28 protein-coding genes are annotated in these 18,979 nt (G+C 60.5%); 6 read left to right on the top strand and 22 right to left on the bottom strand.

Features of this window, described 5'->3' with window-relative positions; translation table 11 throughout:
* Window positions 1–35 precede the first annotated feature (35 nt).
* Window positions 36–380, top strand: coding sequence for a thermonuclease family protein (locus ACI3KQ_RS14365; protein WP_404958827.1), 345 nt, complete (start codon window positions 36–38; stop codon window positions 378–380).
* Window positions 377–544 carry a hypothetical protein gene (locus ACI3KQ_RS14360; RefSeq protein WP_404958759.1) on the top strand — a complete coding sequence of 56 codons (168 nt, stop codon included), beginning with the start codon at window positions 377–379 and terminating at the stop codon, window positions 542–544. Before ACI3KQ_RS14365 ends, ACI3KQ_RS14360 begins: the two co-directional genes overlap by 4 nt.
* 262 nt (window positions 545–806) lie before the next feature.
* On the opposite strand, the gene ACI3KQ_RS14355 is transcribed toward ACI3KQ_RS14360, so the two are convergent.
* Window positions 807–1,376, bottom strand: coding sequence for an SOS response-associated peptidase (locus ACI3KQ_RS14355; protein WP_404958758.1), 570 nt, complete (start codon window positions 1,374–1,376; stop codon window positions 807–809).
* Window positions 1,377–2,012: 636 nt separating this feature from the next.
* Here ACI3KQ_RS14355 and ACI3KQ_RS14350 point away from each other — a divergent pair.
* On the top strand, window positions 2,013–3,032 hold the full coding sequence (locus ACI3KQ_RS14350) for a family 43 glycosylhydrolase (protein ID WP_404958756.1): 1,020 nt from the start codon (window positions 2,013–2,015) through the stop codon (window positions 3,030–3,032).
* Between the two features lie 40 nt (window positions 3,033–3,072).
* On the opposite strand, the gene ACI3KQ_RS14345 is transcribed toward ACI3KQ_RS14350, so the two are convergent.
* From ACI3KQ_RS14345 to ACI3KQ_RS14330, 4 genes are read right to left on the bottom strand one after another with little or no spacing between them, the layout of a single operon-like run.
* The gene (locus ACI3KQ_RS14345) at window positions 3,073–3,642 is read right to left on the bottom strand and encodes a hypothetical protein (protein ID WP_404958754.1); all 570 of its coding nucleotides are present in this window, start codon (window positions 3,640–3,642) and stop codon (window positions 3,073–3,075) included.
* Complete coding sequence (locus ACI3KQ_RS14340; protein WP_404958753.1) at window positions 3,624–4,091, bottom strand: lysozyme; 468 nt, start codon at window positions 4,089–4,091, stop codon at window positions 3,624–3,626. Before ACI3KQ_RS14340 ends, ACI3KQ_RS14345 begins: the two co-directional genes overlap by 19 nt.
* Window positions 4,081–4,287, bottom strand: a complete 207-nt coding sequence (locus ACI3KQ_RS14335) for a hypothetical protein (RefSeq protein WP_404958751.1) — start codon at window positions 4,285–4,287, stop codon at window positions 4,081–4,083. Before ACI3KQ_RS14335 ends, ACI3KQ_RS14340 begins: the two co-directional genes overlap by 11 nt.
* Window positions 4,284–4,553: a hypothetical protein gene (locus ACI3KQ_RS14330; RefSeq protein WP_404958750.1), complete on the bottom strand. Its 270-nt coding sequence runs from the start codon at window positions 4,551–4,553 to the stop codon at window positions 4,284–4,286. Before ACI3KQ_RS14330 ends, ACI3KQ_RS14335 begins: the two co-directional genes overlap by 4 nt.
* 109 nt (window positions 4,554–4,662) lie before the next feature.
* Between ACI3KQ_RS14330 and ACI3KQ_RS14325 the strand changes: the two genes are divergently transcribed.
* On the top strand, window positions 4,663–5,472 hold the full coding sequence (locus tag ACI3KQ_RS14325) for a CatB-related O-acetyltransferase (RefSeq protein WP_404958748.1): 810 nt from the start codon (window positions 4,663–4,665) through the stop codon (window positions 5,470–5,472).
* Window positions 5,473–5,476: 4 nt separating this feature from the next.
* On the opposite strand, the gene ACI3KQ_RS14320 is transcribed toward ACI3KQ_RS14325, so the two are convergent.
* The 10 genes from ACI3KQ_RS14320 to ACI3KQ_RS14275 form a co-directional block, all read right to left on the bottom strand.
* The gene (locus ACI3KQ_RS14320; RefSeq protein ID WP_404958746.1) at window positions 5,477–6,241 is read right to left on the bottom strand and encodes a hypothetical protein; all 765 of its coding nucleotides are present in this window, start codon (window positions 6,239–6,241) and stop codon (window positions 5,477–5,479) included.
* A complete protein-coding gene (locus tag ACI3KQ_RS14315; protein ID WP_404958744.1) occupies window positions 6,241–7,173 on the bottom strand; it encodes a glycerophosphodiester phosphodiesterase in 933 nt (310 codons plus the stop codon). The genes ACI3KQ_RS14320 and ACI3KQ_RS14315 overlap by 1 nt, the downstream gene beginning before the upstream one ends.
* Window positions 7,170–7,517: a hypothetical protein gene (locus tag ACI3KQ_RS14310; protein WP_404958742.1), complete on the bottom strand. Its 348-nt coding sequence runs from the start codon at window positions 7,515–7,517 to the stop codon at window positions 7,170–7,172. The genes ACI3KQ_RS14315 and ACI3KQ_RS14310 overlap by 4 nt, the downstream gene beginning before the upstream one ends.
* On the bottom strand, window positions 7,507–8,145 hold the full coding sequence (locus ACI3KQ_RS14305) for a hypothetical protein (protein ID WP_404958740.1): 639 nt from the start codon (window positions 8,143–8,145) through the stop codon (window positions 7,507–7,509). The genes ACI3KQ_RS14310 and ACI3KQ_RS14305 overlap by 11 nt, the downstream gene beginning before the upstream one ends.
* A 119-nt stretch (window positions 8,146–8,264) precedes the next feature.
* Window positions 8,265–9,167: a hypothetical protein gene (locus ACI3KQ_RS14300; RefSeq protein ID WP_404958738.1), complete on the bottom strand. Its 903-nt coding sequence runs from the start codon at window positions 9,165–9,167 to the stop codon at window positions 8,265–8,267.
* A gap of 3 nt (window positions 9,168–9,170) precedes the next feature.
* On the bottom strand, window positions 9,171–11,069 hold the full coding sequence (locus ACI3KQ_RS14295; protein ID WP_404958737.1) for a hypothetical protein: 1,899 nt from the start codon (window positions 11,067–11,069) through the stop codon (window positions 9,171–9,173).
* Window positions 11,062–11,466 (bottom strand): DUF6950 family protein, encoded by a 405-nt coding sequence (locus tag ACI3KQ_RS14290; RefSeq protein WP_404958735.1) that lies wholly within the window; start codon window positions 11,464–11,466, stop codon window positions 11,062–11,064. Before ACI3KQ_RS14290 ends, ACI3KQ_RS14295 begins: the two co-directional genes overlap by 8 nt.
* Window positions 11,466–12,023, bottom strand: coding sequence for a hypothetical protein (locus ACI3KQ_RS14285; protein WP_404958733.1), 558 nt, complete (start codon window positions 12,021–12,023; stop codon window positions 11,466–11,468). The genes ACI3KQ_RS14290 and ACI3KQ_RS14285 overlap by 1 nt, the downstream gene beginning before the upstream one ends.
* Window positions 12,023–14,443, bottom strand: coding sequence for a tape measure protein (locus ACI3KQ_RS14280; RefSeq protein WP_404958731.1), 2,421 nt, complete (start codon window positions 14,441–14,443; stop codon window positions 12,023–12,025). Before ACI3KQ_RS14280 ends, ACI3KQ_RS14285 begins: the two co-directional genes overlap by 1 nt.
* The gene (locus tag ACI3KQ_RS14275) at window positions 14,443–14,964 is read right to left on the bottom strand and encodes a GTA-gp10 family protein (RefSeq protein ID WP_404958825.1); all 522 of its coding nucleotides are present in this window, start codon (window positions 14,962–14,964) and stop codon (window positions 14,443–14,445) included. The genes ACI3KQ_RS14280 and ACI3KQ_RS14275 overlap by 1 nt, the downstream gene beginning before the upstream one ends.
* Here ACI3KQ_RS14275 and ACI3KQ_RS14270 point away from each other — a divergent pair.
* Window positions 14,887–15,576: a hypothetical protein gene (locus ACI3KQ_RS14270; protein WP_404958833.1), complete on the top strand. Its 690-nt coding sequence runs from the start codon at window positions 14,887–14,889 to the stop codon at window positions 15,574–15,576. The two genes, ACI3KQ_RS14275 and ACI3KQ_RS14270, sit on opposite strands and share 78 nt — an antisense overlap.
* Before the next feature lie 30 nt (window positions 15,577–15,606).
* On the opposite strand, the gene ACI3KQ_RS14265 is transcribed toward ACI3KQ_RS14270, so the two are convergent.
* Together ACI3KQ_RS14265 and ACI3KQ_RS14260 are read right to left on the bottom strand one after the other, a co-directional pair.
* Complete coding sequence (locus ACI3KQ_RS14265; protein ID WP_404958729.1) at window positions 15,607–16,104, bottom strand: hypothetical protein; 498 nt, start codon at window positions 16,102–16,104, stop codon at window positions 15,607–15,609.
* A gap of 100 nt (window positions 16,105–16,204) precedes the next feature.
* The gene (locus tag ACI3KQ_RS14260) at window positions 16,205–16,645 is read right to left on the bottom strand and encodes a phage tail tube protein (RefSeq protein WP_404958727.1); all 441 of its coding nucleotides are present in this window, start codon (window positions 16,643–16,645) and stop codon (window positions 16,205–16,207) included.
* A gap of 77 nt (window positions 16,646–16,722) precedes the next feature.
* Here ACI3KQ_RS14260 and ACI3KQ_RS14255 point away from each other — a divergent pair, with 77 nt between their 5' ends.
* Complete coding sequence (locus ACI3KQ_RS14255) at window positions 16,723–16,965, top strand: hypothetical protein (protein ID WP_404958725.1); 243 nt, start codon at window positions 16,723–16,725, stop codon at window positions 16,963–16,965.
* On the opposite strand, the gene ACI3KQ_RS14250 is transcribed toward ACI3KQ_RS14255, so the two are convergent.
* The 5 genes from ACI3KQ_RS14250 to ACI3KQ_RS14230 are packed head-to-tail and all read right to left on the bottom strand — an operon-like array spanning window position 16,962 to window position 18,895.
* Window positions 16,962–17,393, bottom strand: coding sequence for a DUF3168 domain-containing protein (locus ACI3KQ_RS14250; protein WP_404958723.1), 432 nt, complete (start codon window positions 17,391–17,393; stop codon window positions 16,962–16,964). The genes ACI3KQ_RS14255 and ACI3KQ_RS14250 overlap by 4 nt on opposite strands.
* Entirely contained in the window at window positions 17,390–17,671 is a 282-nt protein-coding gene (locus ACI3KQ_RS14245) for a hypothetical protein (protein ID WP_404958721.1), read from the bottom strand. The genes ACI3KQ_RS14250 and ACI3KQ_RS14245 overlap by 4 nt, the downstream gene beginning before the upstream one ends.
* Window positions 17,668–18,081: an HK97-gp10 family putative phage morphogenesis protein gene (locus tag ACI3KQ_RS14240; protein ID WP_404958719.1), complete on the bottom strand. Its 414-nt coding sequence runs from the start codon at window positions 18,079–18,081 to the stop codon at window positions 17,668–17,670. Before ACI3KQ_RS14240 ends, ACI3KQ_RS14245 begins: the two co-directional genes overlap by 4 nt.
* Entirely contained in the window at window positions 18,078–18,443 is a 366-nt protein-coding gene (locus ACI3KQ_RS14235) for a hypothetical protein (RefSeq protein WP_404958717.1), read from the bottom strand. The genes ACI3KQ_RS14240 and ACI3KQ_RS14235 overlap by 4 nt, the downstream gene beginning before the upstream one ends.
* Window positions 18,443–18,895, bottom strand: coding sequence for a DUF4054 domain-containing protein (locus tag ACI3KQ_RS14230; protein WP_404958715.1), 453 nt, complete (start codon window positions 18,893–18,895; stop codon window positions 18,443–18,445). The genes ACI3KQ_RS14235 and ACI3KQ_RS14230 overlap by 1 nt, the downstream gene beginning before the upstream one ends.
* Window positions 18,896–18,979: the final 84 nt, after the last annotated feature.

Below are 18,979 nucleotides of genomic sequence, written 5' to 3'. Positions count from 1 at the left end.
TAGCCGCGGATTGATCAGGATCGAAGACAGCTGTGATTTTTGCACTTGCCCTAGCAGCCGTCACCGTGGTTGACGGCGACACCCTCCGCATCGACGGCGAACGCATCCGCCTGCTCGGTATCGACGCGCCAGAGATTCACGGTTGCCGACCGGGTAGGGTGTGCGTCCCCGGCGATGGCAATGCCAGCAAGCGCAGCCTTCAGGGCATGATGGGCGGTCGGATCAGCGTGCAGCGCGTCGGGCAGGACCGCTATGGGCGTACACTGGCGCAGGTCTATGTCGGCGAGCGGAATGTCGCCTGTGAGCAGCTGAGGCGCGGGCAGGCCCAGTATGTCGCCAAGTGGGACAACGGCGGCAGATTGGCGAAGGAATGCCGTTGATGCGCCCGTCCCACATTCTGATCCCGATCGTAGCCGCTGCCGTGGCTGTTTTCGCAGGTGATCAGGGATATGGCTGGCCCTTCATCGCCGTGCATTTCCTGATTGCGGTGCTGATTTGCGGTGTATTTGCGAAATTAGGATCGGTGCTGTTCCGGCGGCGGTGATAGATGCGGCTCAACTGCCAGCCTGAGTATTCACGGGCGGCGCCAGGGGATTGGGGTCTGTGTCCTCCCCCTTTTGGATACGCTCGGCAGCCTTATCATGTGTCGGCTTCTCGTTGCCACCTGGCGAACCGCGTTCGGGCGGCGGAATGTCGTCGCTGCCTTCTGCTGGCTCTTGGGTGGACTCTCCACGATTTCCGTTATTCTGCATGGTAACCTCCGGTAAGTCGATGAGGGAACGTCCCGGACTGGCGATTGTGTCCGCTCAGAGTAGAGCCCGATCGACACTGTCGGACGCCTTTCGCTGGAACCATAGCGTCGACGTACGCTCAACGATCATCCGGTCAGCGGGATAGGCCCGATCGAATTGATACAACTCTTCCAGCGGCGCATGCAGCCATGTGTCCCAATGCTCAGGATCAAGTATCACAGGCGAGCGATCGTGAATTTCGATCAGCTCTGGCGCATTGTCGGTCATCACGCCGGTATAGACGTCGCCCCATTCGACGGAATGTGACCACAACCCCGCCCAGGCAAAGATCGGCTGATCCTTCACCGACAACCAGGTCTCCGTCATGCGCCCCGGTTCACCCACCGCTTCGGCATAGCGCGCAGTCGGGATCAGGCAGCGATGCTTCGGATCGGCTGCCGTCCATTTCCAGAAGAATGTGTCGAGCTTGTCAAACCGAGCGTTGTTCACCGGCTTTGGCTTCAGCGGTAGACCCGTCTTTTTGCTCTTCTGCGCCAGCGGAAAGCCCCAGGTCATTTGCTCCAGCACGCGCTCGCCATCTTCCAGGCGAATGACCGTGCCGGGCTGGGCGGGGTGCGTTTGCAATGGTCCCTCATTGAAGCGAGCTCCCGGGCGAGCCTTGAACAGGTTCAGCACCATATGCGTGTCGCCGCGTTCTGCCCGATTGCACATGGGCGGATGGTGAGCAGCAGCGGGACGAGAGTCAATGTCACCTGTTCCCACGCCAGACAGTGGGGGTATCCCCCGGCGTAATCACCGCATCCTTGGCGCCGCAGCGACTACATTTGCATTTACGTGCGGCCTGCGCAAAGCCGTTCAACCGCTCGCCGCGAACGTGCCTGGTCATGATTGTCCATTCGAACAAACCGCGGACCACCTGAAAGTGGCCGCACTGCCTGCATGTGATGCAAGCACCGGTGCCGTGCCGCCAGCAGTCTATCAGCGAATCGAAGCGCTTTGATCCCATCTGGAGAACATAGAGGGAACAATGGTGGTGCGGCTACGCTCTTCGGTCCTGTTTCTGATCGCGTTGGCCCGGCATCGCGATTGCGGGCACCATTGGGCGGTTAAGCAAAGAGACACAGTTCCGACGGCAGAAGGGGGGACAAGTTTGTTTCGACCCGCCTCAGGGAGCCTGTTTCGAGAATGTCTACGGAGAAATCTAATCCCACGCCTCGCTCAATCTGCGGTTCGGCACGAGGAACGGCGATAAAGCCCCTTGTGAGCTTTGGTTTCCTGATTGCGGCAAGCCTCATGAGCATCGCCGCAGATGCGCGGGCCACGGGATTTCAGGGCGCGGATCCTCACGCTGTTTTCATCGGTGACGAATTGTGGGTGTTTCCTACTGGCGGCCCGGGCAAGCAGTGGGGCGGCAATCGGTTGGGTGCTTGGTCCTCTAGCGATCTGCAGAATTGGAAAAGCAGAGGGGAAGTCATCAATCGTAGTCAGGTAAAATGGTTTGAGGCCGACGGGTCCAAACGGCATTTTTTGTGGGCTCCCAGTGTCGTTCAGTCGCGCGCTCGCTGGTATTTATATTATTCGGTAGGCCCTCAAAATCCGACCCCCAGCCGCATAGGTGTTGCGATTGCAAGAGCTCCGGGTGGTCCATATGTCGATACTGGCAAACCTCTGCTAACCGGCGGCAAGGGATTCGAAGCGATCGACCCGATGGTGTTCAAGGATCCGCGATCCAAAAGAACTTATCTCTATGCTGGGGGAAGCGCCGGAGCGCGACTGCGCATTTTCGAAATGAACCCAGACATGGTGTCAATCAAGCGTGAGGTGCCCGTAAAGCAGTTGCCTGCGTTTACAGAGGCGCCGTTCATGCATGAACGCAATGGAACATACTATCTCTCGTACAGTCACGGCCGCTGGAAGAGCTCATCCTATTCGGTGCACTATGCCACCTCGCAAAGCCCGACTGGGCCCTGGCGCTATCGAGGCGCGGTCTTGGTCAGCGATGGGACCCGCCAAGGGCCCGGACATCACAGTTTCGTCAGGGATCCGCGATCGGGCGAATGGCTCATCGTCTATCACCGGTGGGAGGGGCCCAATGACAAGTCGACCTTCGCGGGAAGACGAAACATCGCGATAGAACGCGTCACCTACGGGTCGGATGGTCGGATCAATAGCATCAGAATGACCGATGGAGATTCCGACTCTGCGCCTGTCGTGCAGCAGAAGGAAAAGCGCGAGAAGCCCTCATCCAGCGATTTCTTTCAGAGAATGTTCGGGCAATAACCGGGTGGCGCGAACTAGGGCGCGGAAAGGATAGCCCCTGTCAGCGTCCCCCGCTGGGCTGGAGCCTTGTTTGCTCCGGCTCAACCTTCACCATCCCCTGATCCTCGACCCATTCCCGCAGCGCCACCAGGTTCCACGCCTGCCGCTCAGCTATTGCGAGCTTGGCAAGAAGCCCGTCACAATCTGTCCCTGCATAAGCTCGGCAGGTGGCGTCGGCGGCGATGGACATTGGAGCCGGGTCGGAACTGCTGAGATGGGCTTGGGTGGCGATCTGTCGCCGCACGATGTCATAGCGAGCATCAACAGCGGCAAGGCGAGCCTGGTAGTCATTCACGGTCCTTTCGGTGATTGCAGCCTGATCGGCCTTTACGCGGGCGACATTGGCTTGTGCCTGGCGCTGAGCTTCTTCACTGGCGGCGCGGTAATTGGCGACCGTCTGCTTATGCGCCTGCTCTTCCGCAATGGCGCGGGTCTGCCATTTGTCCCGGTCAGCGGTGCGGGCCTCCAGTTTGAGCAGCAGGGTGCCGACCACCGCGAGCAGCAGGGCGAGGCCGATCAGCTTCCAGTGGGCGCGGAGGGTGGCGAAGGCGATCATAGCCCGGTCACGCACAGGCGGTATTCATCCGCCCGCCTGTTGACCAATCCCTGCACGACGCGCCCGCCTGCCATTGTCCAGCGGGTGATGGCTTTGCATCCACCCTTGAAGTCGCCCGCATCAAAGCGGCGATCAGCGGTGGACCGGCAATAGGCGTTGATGCCGATATTGTAGGCGAGGCTGGTCGCAGCAGCCAGTTGATAGGGCCTGTCCGCGATCATCGGCGTGCAGCGCGCCACCGGCTCGGCAAACCCCTTCACCGCCTCATGCAGCATGGCCGTGCATTCGGCGTCGGAATAGCGGCGCATCTGAACGCGGGTTTCGCCGTAGCAGACTGTCTTGACGCCGACGATATCGCGGTAGGGATCGTTCCGCTTACCTTCCCACTTCGCGATCAACGGGACGGCCAGCAGCATAGCAGCCGCGATGCCGCCCCCGGCAACCTTCTGCGCCTTACTCGCCATCGTCTTTTCCTTGCTTCAGGATCATGGCTATCAGCGCGGAAATGCCCAGGCCGATGCCGATATATTCCGGGGCGGGAAACAGTTGCCGCGCCTCGCCGGGCATGGTCGCCCATACGGTCTGTGCCACGACGCCTAGCGCCACGATCTGCGCCGACCATCTACGGGCGACGGTCCACCATTCATCGATCAGTTTCACGCCCTGTCCCCCATCACCCGATCCTCAGAAAGCGCCGCCTGCAACTGCTGCCGCAGCGGGCCTGACCCATGGACCAGCAGCAGCGTCTCAAGCTGGTTGATGCGATGGGCCTGCCGTCCGTCGCGCTTCTCGCACTCATCCTTCAGTTCGCTCATCTGCTTCTTCAACGGCCCGATAAGGATCATCTGAACAAAACCCCATGTCGCCACACACCCCGACCCGAAGGCAGCGGCGAGGCTCCCCCCGTCCGCACCCAATAGATCCATGCCGTTCGTTCCCGCTGTTGTTGTGCTATTCATCGCGGGTTGCCCCGACCCTTGGCGTTTTCGCCGTTGTTTTGTTGACCTTAGCCGTGGCGCTCGATAGCGGAGCGTAATGATCCTCACGAAAGAACGCGCCGAAGCGCTTCACGCCGACAAGATATTTTTCGAGGTGAACTCCAAGCCGCCGACCGACGAGAAATACGGCACGGTAAAAATCGGCCACGACTTCAAGCCGAAGGAGGCTGTGCGGATCGAGGAGCGGACGGGGCTTTACAAGTTCCCCTACAAGCCCAGCATCGGCGGCACGAAATATAGTGGCCTGTGCTCCATGGGCGTCATGTCTTATAGTTGGTCGCCGCTGCCGGAGCCTTTGAAGGTCGGGCGATACTGCTCCATTTCGAGCGGAATCGCGTTCATCGACAGCTTCCACCCGATGACCACGGTCAGCACGTCGCTGCTCTCCTTCGCCACCTTCAACCATTTGAGCCGCGATCTGGTCACCAAGGATATGGTCAAGGCGTCGGGCTGGCATGTGCGCAATAACAAGCCGTGGCCCACGATCGGGCATGATGTCTGGATCGGTCGCGATGTCACGATCGCGCTGGGCGTCAACATCGGCACCGGGTCCGTCATTGCTGCCGGGAGCGTCGTGACCAAGGATGTCGCACCCTATTCCATCGTTGGAGGGAACCCGGCCAAACATATCCGGCAGCGATTCCCCGAAGAAATAGCCACCGGCCTGCTGGCGCTTGAATGGTGGGACTATGCCCCCGCCGACCTGGTCGCCATTGGAATGCACGATCCCGTCGCTTTCGCCGCCACACTCTCCGAGTGCATCAAGGACGGCACGATTCAGCCATACCGCCCGACGACTTGGATCATCGGGAAGAATGATAGCGTGGAGAGGATGCAGGGCGGCTGACATATCAGCACACCATCATCAGGCCGACATAGATGCTGTTGATGGCGGAAACGTCCACTAGCGCGCCATCCTTGTCGTAAAAGCCATAGTTGATAGTGCCGGTCGGCTCGTAATCGTCCAGCATGAAGCGCAGGTTTTTGCCAGATTCCGCGTATTGATGTTCAAAGAAAAGCGGTTGCGCGAAGCCTTCGGACTTGGGGACCGTCAGCACACCTTTTTTGGTGCCGGAATTGTAAGTGCCCGCGATATTCCCGCCGCGCACGTAATCAGTTTGAACCGTGGGAACACCCGCGTCGAACTTGAGCAGACCCCACGCCATGACGCGCGGCGTGCCATACTGGCCTTTGCTGATCTCGATGCTCGGTTTGGTGAACTCCGCCTCTCCACCTTGATCCGTGTAAACGCCGATCGCGGGACGGGCGTAGCTCGGTGATGGGGCGTGCAATGGTATTTGGGCGCTGCACTCATACATCGCCCAATCTTCGGTTATCACCTCGCTGTGGCTGATGAAGGAAGATCCGGTCGTGTTGATATTGAACCCTACGCGCGGGCCGCCCGGAACGGAAATTCCCGCCGTAGAGACGAGCCGAGCCATGCAGCGCAGTGTTACGATATCACCCGGCTCTACAGTCAAGCGGCGCGTCTTATACGCGCTGCCCGCCCCAGCCGCCGACGATGCGGTGAGAACGCCGGAACTAACGGACATCGCGCCGTCGCCGCTCAAATCGTCGGCCCAGCTTTCCCAATCACTGATGAGCGAGCTTGCCATTACTTCACCATCCGAACGTCAGAGAAAAACTTTGCCACACCGCACTGGCTCAGCACTTGTTGCGAGGTCTGCGACACGATTGTCGAACTGATGAAATCTACGTTCTTGGAGCGGGCATAAGCTGCCACCGACGCGGCCCCTGTGAAGTCGGCAAACATGGATGCAGGCTCCATCAGCAAGGCCGTCCGTCCGCCGTAATCCGCGAGATAATCAATATCCCCCGGCGCGGCCGCAATGTTGCTCGACTGGAACATCACGCCGATCTCACTGTTCGCCGCGCGCACGTAATCCAGATCGCTGAACGAAAAGGAGGAAAGCGTGCATTGGCTTTCCATGCCCTCTGCCTCGATGGCAGCGATGATCAGGTCTATGTCCGCCTGGGTGCGATAATTCTTGATCTCAGGATAGGCATAGAGGCCGAACCTGCGGGCAATCTGGAGGAATGCTGAGAATTTCGGGATACGAAGGTTTGCGTAGGCGGTGCCAACTGTGGCATCGAATACAAGCCCGTCTATCGTCGCGGAGGAAAGCGCGGTGAACGTGCCCGTTCCGTCCGTCCGTGCGTCAACCGTAGCGTCGTGGAAGCAGTAAAGCTCACCGTCGCTACTGACCGAAAGATCGGTTTCGAGCGCGTCCGCGCCACTCTGCGCCGCGCCGGTAAATGCAAGCGTGGTGTTCTGCGGGTATTGGCGCGCGAACCCCCTGTGGGCGATGATAGTGATAGGTTGCGAAGGGGGCAGGAGCATATTAACGTCCTGCAAGCCGACCGCGCCGATCTTGTCGCGGATGCCCGCGCCCTCAGTGGCGTTGATCTCATCCTCACCAACACTGGACGCGACAAGTGGGCCTGACGCTTCGCCTTGGTCGCCTTTGGGGCCGCGAGCGCCGGAAATAATGATGGACACGCCACCGCTGGATGAAACGGTCGTCATGTTGTTACCCCAGGCATAAGAATGATTTGGCCCCTGACTTCAACGATCTTGATGTCGTCCGATGCGGTGGCGAGAAAATCATAGGCGAGGCGCACAATCTCGCTGTCTCCGGGAATGAATCGGAAGTCGCTTCCAGCGATGCGGACGTTGAACGATCCTTGATTGTCCACCCGGTCGGATATTGTCGCATCGGCTATGACGATGCCTTGCCCTGCGACGGCGCGGACATGGAGCGCCAAGGCGACGCCAGTCAGGTCTAAAGGATCGCCAGCGGAGTCGCGTAACTGCCAGCCCATGAAATAGTCGCCGTTGCGCGGAACCTCGATGTCCATCCTAGCCGTCATTGGAGAAGTCCTCCACGAAGCTGACGGACACTTCGGCGCGGCGGCCGAAGGCCAGGTTAGCGGCTAAATCCTGGCCGATAGCAGCCCGGCACTGGACAACGGGCCATTCGAAATTCACGGCAGCGCCAATGGGAACAGCTTCGCGGGTCGGTGGCGTGATGACGCAATCCACCTCCTGGCCGTCGCGCGCGGTCACCCGCACGATCTTGTGCGCTCGTCCATTGATGCTGAACTTTTCCCCGCCTTCGAGGCGCGCGCCCTGCGTTACCTTGATAATGATCGACGTGGAGCGCAGGAGCGCGCCGCTGACGCACTCTGCGACAATATAGGGCGCGGCATAGCGAACTGACTCCGGGAAAAATTCGTCATCGGCGGAGATTGACGATGGGCGCGCCAGAACGCCCCCAGCAATGGGGCGCGGCGCTGTCTGAACCGAAACGAGCGGGACAAGGAAGGGCTGACCGCCGCCCGCCATATACCCCGTCCAAGCATCCCACTTCCTGATTAGCTGCGGCGTGCGAAGAGCAATGCCAGACAGGCTGATTTCCCATCGTCCACCGCCATCGGTCTGGATTATCGTTTCCTCGCCATCCAGCGCGGTGCCGCCGGATATGACACTGGGCACCACATCGGCTTTGATTCCGCTTGGGTTGAAGAGGTGCGCTGGGAACACGAACATGCCCGGACGATGGCTGTCAGGGTGCCGTCACTCTACGGACGCCAGCGCAAGGGGTCGCACCAGAGGCATTATGCCAGCGCCACCTTCTTCCACGCGCCGTTGTAGATATAAAAATGGTTGTTGGTGCGGTCATAATACATCGCGACCTGATTGGTGCCCACCCCCTCAGGAACCCCAGTAGGAACGCCAGCGCCCGCAGGAATGTAGACAAACCCCGTCGTCATCGTGGTTGATGGCGTGACGTTGCTGTAGAGGCTGCCTGCAGGCGAAATGGTGAACCGGGTAGAACGCGACGACGCTCCTATGCTGGTGGTAGCGAACTCCAGTTGCGTGCCATTGGCCGTGCCGACAAAATCCTCTGCTGCGACCGCGCGAACGGAAGCGGTGAAGTTCGACCATACCGCCGTATCGCGCCAGCCTGCGCCATATATGCCGCCCAGGACATTGCCCGACAGAACGCCGGTCGGGGAGCCGGACGTGCCCCGCGCACGACGCGCCAGCATATTCGCGCCCACGGCGGACGTGTTGCTATACTGATCGACCGTAAAATTGTCGCCGCTCTCCACAATGCCGAGTGCGGTCAGGCCCGATGCTGAACCACCCGTGATCGCGACATTATTGGCGGCCTGCGTGGTGATAGTGCCGAGGCCCAGCGTTCCCCGCGCCGTTGCCGCATCCGCGTCATCCAGCAGTGATCGCCCGAACGCTGTGATTGTGCCAAGCGCCGCCGCCGATCCAGAGGTGAAATAGACGTAGCGATCAGCAGCCGGTGTGAGGGCCTTGATCGCCATGAGCGCCGTGCCCAGATCCCCAGCGAAGTAAGGCAGGCTGTTCCACGCCGTGGCCCCATTGCCATACTTCACCTTGCCGGTGTCGGTCTCCAGCGCGGGTTCACCCGGTCCAAGCGTCGGATTGACGCTGGCCCAGTTTGCCGCCGTGTCCCGTCGAAGCTGAAATTTCACCGTCGGCATGGGCTAGGCCTCCGTCGAGGCGTTGCCGCCGTCATAAACAATCTCAATCCCGGTCGTGTCTACGGTCTCGGTGGTCGACCAGCTTGAAGTCCGTCCGTCGCCAACGCCATATGCCACCTGCACGTCGATCTCTGCATTCACCGGGACAACAGGGGTGATGAGCGCAACCGGAGTGCCGGGGTCCGTGTCCGTGGTTTGCTGCTCTGACCATGTGGTGTCCGTGCTGACCTTCCAGCGCGTGTACCAGGTCAAGTCCTCACGATCCGGGCCGGTCACGTCGAGCGCAATCTGCGCGCCATAATCATAGGCCACAGCGTTGGCGGTATTGATCGTCGGCGCATCGAGCGGCGTCAGCGCCACCCTATCACCCTTGGCCGCCGGTTCACCTTCCTCCGTGGCCGCATTCCAATCATCGATATTCGGATTGGCCGCGACCCAGGAGAAAGTGATCCCGCCCGTCGCCATGTTGCGGGTGACAGAGGTGATTTCGGCCACGCCGTCAAAGAAGGTCGAGCCAGCTTCTTCCAGCGTCAGGTTGATGTACCGCTGCCCCCGCGCGATCCGGCCCTTGATGTTGGTCGTGATCGTCCCGCGATAGGGCGCGTTCGTGCGGCTCATCTTCCGCTTCGCGAGACGACGGACCTGTCCCCATGACGGGGTTTGCATGTCCAGCACATCGGACAGGATGCTTCCGCGCTCGGATATGTCGTCCTCGTCGCGCCAGGCATTGCACTCGACGCTATTATAATCGTGGTTGGTCGAGACGTAGGAACAGACGATCTCATTGACCGCGCTGTCATCATCGACGCCGACACCCTGCCAGTCGTAGGAGACGATATGCTCCGAATCGATGGAGACTGTGGGCGTTTCAAACTTGCCCGCATAGATCGCATATGCCCCATCCGAACGGGTGGCCATCCAGCCATCGCATAGGGACAGCAGGGCCGCTTTGACCGTGCCGTGGCTGTCGGTGTGCTTGTGGGCGAGGCAGGAGCGGTAGCGGGCTTCCGTGCCGCCAGCTTTCAGCGATACTGGCTCGTCGCAAACGTCCTGCGCGTCCCGCCACATAGCGATGGCAGGGGCGATCTTGGTCGCATAGTCCACGCGCTCGCGGACCAGCATGTAATGGGCAAGCTGGCGGATCGGGTTTTCCGTCCACGTCCATTCACCTTCATCAGTTGGGTCAGATGCGTGAAGGTCGGGGCATTTCTGCCATTTGGCCGCCATCGAAGGCATGGGCGCGCCGTTGGGGAAGGTCTCAAGGAAGTTTTCGGCCGCAACCGGGCGGGCGATTTGGGCAAGCTGGACAAGGCCGTCGCCGCGATGACCGTTCGTCCAGATGCCAGGGAGGGCGCTGACAACTGCACTGATTGCCGTGCCGGTTGGTGAGCCATCGGTCCAATAGAGGCGGACCTTGGATTCGCCATCCACAGTGTAGCGACCATCCCCGCCAGACAACAGGTTCACGTCGCCATCGAGCGCGACGGTCACCTTGTCATCGTTAAGGAAGAACTGGACGATCTGGGTTAGTTGGCCGTCATGGACCGCCCACACGTCCACCGCCTTGCCGTCAGCGTTTTCAAACAGGATGTAGGCCCCGTAGAGGCGCATTTCCCCGTAGGCTGAGACCCGGACAGGGCGGGGGGTTTTGATCGCTACGGATGCGGCTTCGGGCTTCGGGATGTTGGGGCCAAGGCCGAGCAAGCCAGACGCCGCCTGCAAGCCCGCGACGGTTGCACCCAACGACAGAGCGCCGACGACTGCCTGCGCCACGCCAAGGGCCGCGAACGTGCCGCCGCCCAGCCCAACGATAGCGCCGCTGATTGCCTGACCGATGCCGGGCACCACATTGACAGCGACAGCAAGGCCGATGGTGAGGATTTGGCCGACCGCCTTACCCATGGTGCACCGCCCACGCCTTCAAGACGTTTTCCGCGGGCAGGGTGATGAAGATCAGCCCGCGCTCGCCGACTAGCGCCCAGCGCCGGCCAGTGAATATCGCGCCCGCTTCCTCGCCCCGGATCGAGGCCGCACCGATGTCGCCGGGCTGCGGGCTGCCTTCGCGCTCCATGATCCCAACCGCGCCAAGGAACTGGTCGAAGAGTACAACCAGCCCGCCCGCTTCAGTGATCAGGTCCAGCGCCGCTTCCTCGCTGTCATAAGCGCCGCGCCTGTGCGCCATGGGATCGGGGTAGCCGTTCACCATCGCCCAATCAGCTACGATGGTGACGCAATCGAAGGTGCCGGGTTCGCGCTTCCGCCCGCCAAGGCTGCGGAGATATTCGCCAAGGTCCGCCATCAGCCCTTGGGTCCAAATCTTCTCGATGTGCCCGCGTTGATTCCCGCTACGTGCGAGAAAATCGCGTCATCCGGTGAGCGTCGGCGCTGATCTGCGTCCGTAAAAAATGCCAGTGGTGCCCGCGCCCGCGTGGTATCGCCCTGAACGATGGTCAGCGTGATCGACCGCGTGATTTGCCCGCCTTGCTCAGCGGGGCGGCTGACCGACAGGGACCGGGCCTCAAACACGCCTTCCCATTCTACGGCCTCGACTTGCCAAGCGTGATCGAACTGCACGATGCCGATATCGACGCGCGCGCCGCGCACACTCGGCGCATCTTCAAGCGCGAGGCGGACCGTCTCTTCCGACACACCGGAGAGGGTGAAGTCGAGGCGTTCAGCGGTGCCGTTGATGAGGGTTTGAAAGTCTGGAATGCTGATCAGTTCGGAGCCTCCCAAAGCGATCGCCGGTTCAGACAGAACAGCATCGGAAGGCAGTGGCAGGGGACCGACGCCCGACCAGAGCAGGCACGGCGGATCGCAGGCGATACGGGCGACGACGCTTTCACGATAGGCCATCAGGTGCCATCCCTACTGAACTGCGCCATACGGGAGGGAATGCCTTTGTTGATTGCCGACATCCCCGCGCCGACCATCTGACCGGCTGTGCGGTTGGCTTGCATGAGGATCATCTGCGCGAATTGGTCATTCATGACCGCGCCGCGTGCATCGACCTGGATGATGGGCTGGACGACTGAGCCGCCTCCATTCCTTCCGCCCAGCGTTTTACTGCCCACGCTGAGCGTCTCGCCACGACTGACATTGGCGATCGGGCGACCGTTCAGGCTCAGGCGGTTGGTATCGGTGCCGCCACGCCCGCCCAGCGTCATGGAGCCGCCAGACGCAAAGCCGAGAATGCCGCCGATAGCGCCAATGACTCCACCGCCGCCCCCGCCCGCGCCCGCCAGTGCTTCCGCCAACGGCTTCATGATGTTCTGCTGAATGAACAGGTCGAGAATGCCGGAAAGGAAGGGGTCTTTGATGCCCAGGCGCTTGGTGATGGCGTTGGATATGCCGTCCTGCACCCGGTCCAGTTCCTGCGTGACCAGTTCTTCAACCTGGTCCTGCGGATCGACCGCGCCGAGCCTGCGGGAATATGCTTCCAGTGGGCTTTCGAACCGGCGATCCAATGCCGCGCGCTCATTGGGCTGCTGCGCGTCCAATCGGGACAGGCCAGCCCGGCCACGCGCTACATCGTCGGGATCGCGGCTTTTCAGCAGCAACTCATAGTCTGCGCGCTCCTGCGACTGACGCAGTTTGAGGATGCGCTTTTCGACTTCATATTGCTGGCGGCGGGTTTCGGCCAAATCGCCTTGGCTCTTGAGAAGATCCTGCGCGCCCTGGTTCGCGTCTGTTTCCAGCTTATAGGTGCGCTTGGCTATTTCGGCATCGCGCTCGTAGATGACGGACGCGGCTTCCAGCGCCGATACCTGATTGTTGAGTGCAATGATCTTAGCTTTTTGCGCATCGGTATATTTCTTGTCGGTCGAAACATCCTGATTGGCGGAATTGCGGGCAGCCTCCACGCGCTCCAGTTCGATGGTCGCGCGCTGTTCTGCGGTCAGGCTCTCGTCATTCTTCAGGCGCAGGATGCGGTCATTGATCGCCGCTTCCTCGCGCGCGAATGCGTCTGGATCGAGCGGCGAACGGGTGGCACGGCCCTTCTTGCCACCGGATGACGACGCGGCGGCCGGACGCGATCCGCCAGACGAACCGGGCGTGCCGGGCAGGGGATTGCCCATCACGTCATAGCCGCCGATCATGGACCGGAAGCGGCGTTCATTGGCTTGGCCTTGCAGCCGTTGGTCGGAGGCAGCGGAGCGGTTCTGGAAGTCTTGCGCCAGGCGGCTGTCAAATTTGCCGCCAGCACCAAACCTGTTTGCGACAGATGGCCCGATATTCAGCAGATCATCCAGCGCGCCGAGAATGCCCGCGATCTCCTTTCGGCCATTCATGCTGAAGTTGCTCAGGTCGATGCCCAGCAGGCGGAAAGCCTCTTGCCCAGCTTCCAGCATCGGTGTGAAGGCGGATGCGAGGCCTTCCAGCGTTCCACGAACATTGATACCGAACTGTTCCGCCGACTGCTCCAGGTCGGAGAAGCCGTCTGCCCCCCCAGCCACGAAATCGGCCAGCATGGATGAAAACTCACCGCCACGGTCAAAGGCGGAAAACGTTACCATCGCCGCATTGTAAACGCGCGTCATCGCGTCATCGAACGTGACCGGCATCTGATTGAACTCGGCGTCTATGCCCGCAGTGAATTTCGTATCGGTGAGGGCTTTAAGAAGCTTTTGGGCGGTCAACTCCCCTTCGGCAGCCATCTCGCGCAGTTTGCCGATTGGAACGCCGAGGCTGTCCGCAAGAAGCCGCAATGTCCTTGGGCTGGCCTCAGCGACGGAATTGAACTCATCGCCCCTGAAGGCTCCAGACGCCAAAGCCTGCCCAAATTGCAAGATTGCGTTTGCGGATTGGTTGGCGTCCGCGCCGCTGATTTTGAGTGTCTTGGAGAATGTCTCGGTGGCGCGGGCAGCTTGCGCTTGCGTCGCTCCCATCTCTTTTGCATTTCTTAGGAAATTGCCATAAAGCGAGGCCGTCTCAGACAGCCCGGAACGCGTGTCGTCCGCAATGCGCTGCACATCCTTCTGCGCCTGCCCGAACGAACCGAAGCCCGCCGTCGCAAGCCGCAACTGCGCGTCCAGCTTCTTGGCCTCATCGGCAAGCGTCAGGAACGACCGGGCCAGCGCGACGACCGAAACGCCAGCCAGCGCGGCAGACATGACGCCAGCAGCACGGGCGACCATCGCCTCTGTAGCCCCGGCGCTTTTCTGGATGCCACCCATCGCCTTGCTGAACTTGCTCTCAGCGCGCGCGACATTGGCCTCGTAGCGATCCAGCCGAGCCTCAAGTTCAACGACGACGCGATCAGCGGTGACGGCCATCAGTGAATCTTCCCGATGCCAGCGCGCTCCATGCGCAGGAACATGGCGCTCACATCATCAGCAGACGGCGGGGATTCCTCGCCTTCCTCGTTCGCTAGATTGTGATGGTGAAGGAGCGCGGCATATTCCGGCATGGTGATGGCCTCCGCATCGCTCAGGCTGAGGCCGAGGGTTCGGCAGTTGTGGAGGACGACACCCCAATCGATCGCTTCCGGCTCCGCTTCACCGGGGCTTTTTTTTTTAGCCTCCTGCATCGGGGCGTAACCGACATAGAGCGCGGCGATGATGGCGCGCGCGGTCAGGTGGTGTTCTGCGATGGCGTGGCCGTCGATATAGTTCTCCACCAAACTGTTCGCGCGCAGGGCGGTGACTTCGACGGGCTGGCCGTTTACCTCGCCCTTGCCGCCGCCGATAAGGCCCTGGCGGATCGTCTCGACCACATCATGGATCGACCAGCCGCCGCTCATGAGGCGGTGCTTTACAAGGTCAATGGGGCCGGATTTGGTTTCGATCTCGACTATGCGCTTGATGGGCAGCTTGAAGGCATATTGCCCATCTGCGAACGGCAAAGTGATCTCGGTTTGCATGGGGCAACGCTATGTGGGAAGGTGCGCTATGCTCTACGGACGCCAGATGGGGGATTGATGAAGCGTTGTCCAAAATGCGCTGAGAGAATACAGATCGCAGCGGCGGTTTGCAGATATTGCGGTGCGGAACAGCCAAGGCCATCGGTTCGCAACACTAGCCCCTTCCTCATAATTGGGGGAGTTGTGTTTTTCTTGGTGATCTTTGGTTCTGTCACTGGAAAAGGAGGCAGTAAAAAGCCCCTAGATGATGCTGCGGAAGTCAAACCGGCTGACAATGGCCCAGACCCATTTAGGGTTAAAGCTGCCTCAATCGGACGACTGAAGGGGGAGTTAAAGGACCCTGACAGCATCAAGGTGCGCAACGAGGTTGTGCCCTATGGCAAGGCTTACCTATGCGGCGAAGTAAACTCCAAGAATAGCTTTGGAGGCATGACTGGCTTCAAGGGATTTATCGCATCCCCTAGCAAAGCAGTGCCGGTGGCGATCCAAGGTGAAAATATGGACGATGCCGAATTTCAGAAGTCTTGGAATGCGCTTTGTAGATAGGGCGACCCGCAGGCCGCCCCTTCCTTTACATCACTGGGCAGGAGAGCCGGAAACCTGACCGCTCCGGTTCAAGCCCGCCAGGTCAGCACCGATCGACTTTGCCACATCGACCCGCACGGAATCGTTGTGCTGGCGAACGGGCATGACGACCTTGCCGTTTTTGTCCAGCAGCATCGGCTCCTGATCAGATCCTTCGGGCGCAAGCTGCACGATCAGCGGGCGAGGATAGAGGCGATTGCTCGCCCCGTTCGTGCCATCCACAACCGCGCCAATGCCGCCGCCGAGCAGGATGTTTCCGAAAGACCCGCCGCCAAGTTTGGACTGGATCAGAACATAGGTCGGCTTGTAACCGGGAAGCGTGATGTCGGCGCGCTGATCGTTCTTGCGCTTGAATTCCAGCGTGCAAGGCGTCGTGCATTGCGAGCCATCGGTGAACGTCACCGTTGCGCCACCCGGCTTTGTGTCGCTGGAATAATCAACCTTGGTGCCATTCATCACGGTGGCGCAGCCGCTCAACGCGACAGCCATAGTCACTGCGGCCAAACACATAATTTTATTCATAGAAAAACCCCCTGCTAATCATAGCAAGGGGTTAGATGGATGAAGGCGCGGGATTCGTCTATAGCGATCAGGGATTGGAAACAAACGTCTTTGGCCCGGCCGCGCTGATCGTCAGGTTGATCTGCACATACTCGCCGTTCGTCGCGCCCTCTGTGAAATCGGTGATAATGCCAGGCCCTTGATGGTATCCGTCAATCACCGTGTCCATATACGCCCAGCGGTAATTGGTTGGCTCCGCGCTATCGAATGCAGCCTGCACCAGTGGCAGCAGAGGGCGGTGCAGGAGGCCTGATCCGGTAAGGTTCCAGTCTGCTGCGCCTACGTCACGGACAGTGATAGGTATAGCGTCCGGGTCAGTGCAGTCCCAATCAACCGTGTCGCTGGTCGCGCGGGTTTGCTGGAATTGCTTTTGATTCAGCCCGCACATGGGCGAAAATACTTCAGGTTCGGCACCGTCGCCCATCATAATTGCGATCTGCGTGCTTTTCAGCTTGTCCGTATATGCCATTCCGCAACTCCAGCGAGGATTTGCCGAGACGGTATGGATCAGATAGCGATCGCTCTACGGACGCCAGCGGAGAGATCATGGAACTGGGCGAGCAAGTATACAGGATGGTCGTGGAACGCCATAACAAGGTTCGTGAGCGCATCATCTACATCGAGAGACGATCAGGCTTGGCCATAGCGCAAAGGCGGGCAGAAGTTTCCCGGCTTGAGGCGGATCTCGATGTGCTGGAGAAAGCGTGGCGGCGACTCGCGCGAGAAAAACCGCCGTTGACGTTGCCCCAGGCCAGGATGCTTTTGGACGAGCTCCCGGGCAAATTCTAGCTCGCCGTCGCCCGCACCTGAACGATCCCATGGAACGCATCAGCTTCTGCTGGATCCATCAGCACCTGCGTCTGCACGACATGCACGCCGAGCGATTCCCCGTCGCCAAGGTCGATGTCGTCAATCTGGCTGACGATGCGGACGATGTGCCGGTTGATAGTCGCGGCCTGCGCTTCGGGGTCCAGGTTGCCGGTGGACAATTTCGTGAAGCAATGCAGCACGCCAGATTGCTCCGACCCGCTGCCCCCGTCTAAATCCGCGACCGTGCCGGTGAGGATCGGAACACGGATGAAGGGCCATGCAGGATCGGCAGGCGTCTTGCTGGGATAGATGCGGGCGGCGGTGACGATGGCGGTTAGCTGGGCGTCAGATTTCAGGCTCGCTATGATCTTGCCGCGGACTGACAGGCTCGGATCGATCGTTGTCATTGACCGGCCCCATCCAACTGCGCACGCCGAACGCTGGTCCCCACATGGTCAACATTGTGAGGTTCAGCCATTCCTCGACTTCTTCCCATGTCGGCATTTGTGGAGGCTGCGGCATCGCCTGCTGCTGTATCAGGATTACGAACCTCTGTCGCTTTCCCTTTCGAGATAGCCCGCTCGCCCACCTCGCGCTTTACCGTGCCTTCATATCCGGCCTTGAAGGCGGTCATGGCGCGCGAGGGCCATTTGTGGTCATAATCGGCGGTAAATCGGACCTTCATAGCGTTCCTCCGTTTGCCACGCGCTTGACGGCGGCCATTACCAACGCGGTCGCCTTCTTCCGGTTCTTGTCGGCGGCGGGCTGCATGAAGGGGCGGGCGCTCATTTTGGAAGTGCCAAACTCCAGCGGTGCGCTGTATTCCGCGTTGCTGCTGACTTCCGCCGTGGTCAGGCCGGTGCGAGCGGCGGTGATGTTGTTGGCGAGATGGCCCGTGTCTTGATTTGGCGGCAGGCCGGGGGCGCTGGGCACATGGTTCTTGCCGCTGACTGCGCCTTCCGTGATGCTGATCTGCGCGTCCACCTTGATAAGATCAGCCGCCGCGACGACAGCCTTGCCGACCTCGCGAACCATCGCAGGGCCACGGATGCGCTTCAGGCGGGCGGCATGGGCTTTGGCTCCCGTAATTTTCACGCCTTCCGCCCCCGGCACACATAATGACTGTTCGCAGCGTCCCTATCGACACTCGCCACCATCCACCTGTCGCCGTTCCCGTCCGTGACCTGGCTGTCGGTCGTCGGCATATGAGCCAGCCCGGACGTAAGGATGATCAACATCACATCCCCGTCTGCATAGCCCTCGCTCTGGCGCATGGCATAGGTGCAGGCGTCACGCTGGACCTTGATTGGCACATCGCCGCCGCCGTCATAGCCAACGATGTTTCCTTCATCGTCATAGATCGGCCCAGTGCCGTCGCGATGAAGGACGCCATTCGGGTATAGTCCGCCGAACGCCGCACCGAAGATCGCCGCCATGCCGCCGTTGAGCAACGACATCAGCAGCGGCCCCAAGGAAGCGGCCCCGCAAAGCCGTTGAAGCACCCGCCGCCGACATAGCCGGTGCCAGTAATGCGTGGCCCGGCAAAACAGGCCTTCAGCATGGGAAACAGGCGCTGTCCATAGGTGGTCGATCCCCAATCACCCATCGAAGCGGCGCGGGCGTTGTCGGCCTTCTCCAGTTCGATGGTGCCGGATTTGAGGCGCTTGAACCCACCCGCACCCTGGGCCGCCATCTCGCTTTCCGCGCCGGTGCCGATGCCAGATTGTGACAGGTAGTGCGCGGTCGCCAGCATGCAGGCCAGCTCGGCATCTTCGGCGAGGCAGGATTGGATTGGATCGACGATGCGCGCGGCGCGGGCAGACCAGAAGACATAGGCCTCGTCGGTGACAGCCGCGAAGGCGGGAAAGATCGCGGTGAAAGCGGCTTTTTCGGGAGCAGAGTAGGCCATACCCAATCCTAATCCCCGGGTGGGTCAGGCCCTACGGACGCCAGATCGGAATTTGCGACGAACCGTTGAAGATCCTTAACTTCT

The organism is Sphingobium sp. ZW T5_29 (genome assembly GCF_044987515.1).
Lineage (GTDB): Bacteria > Pseudomonadota > Alphaproteobacteria > Sphingomonadales > Sphingomonadaceae > Sphingobium.
The sequence above is the reverse complement of the archived record's forward strand: the minus strand, read 5'-3'. Positions and strand labels throughout refer to the sequence as shown.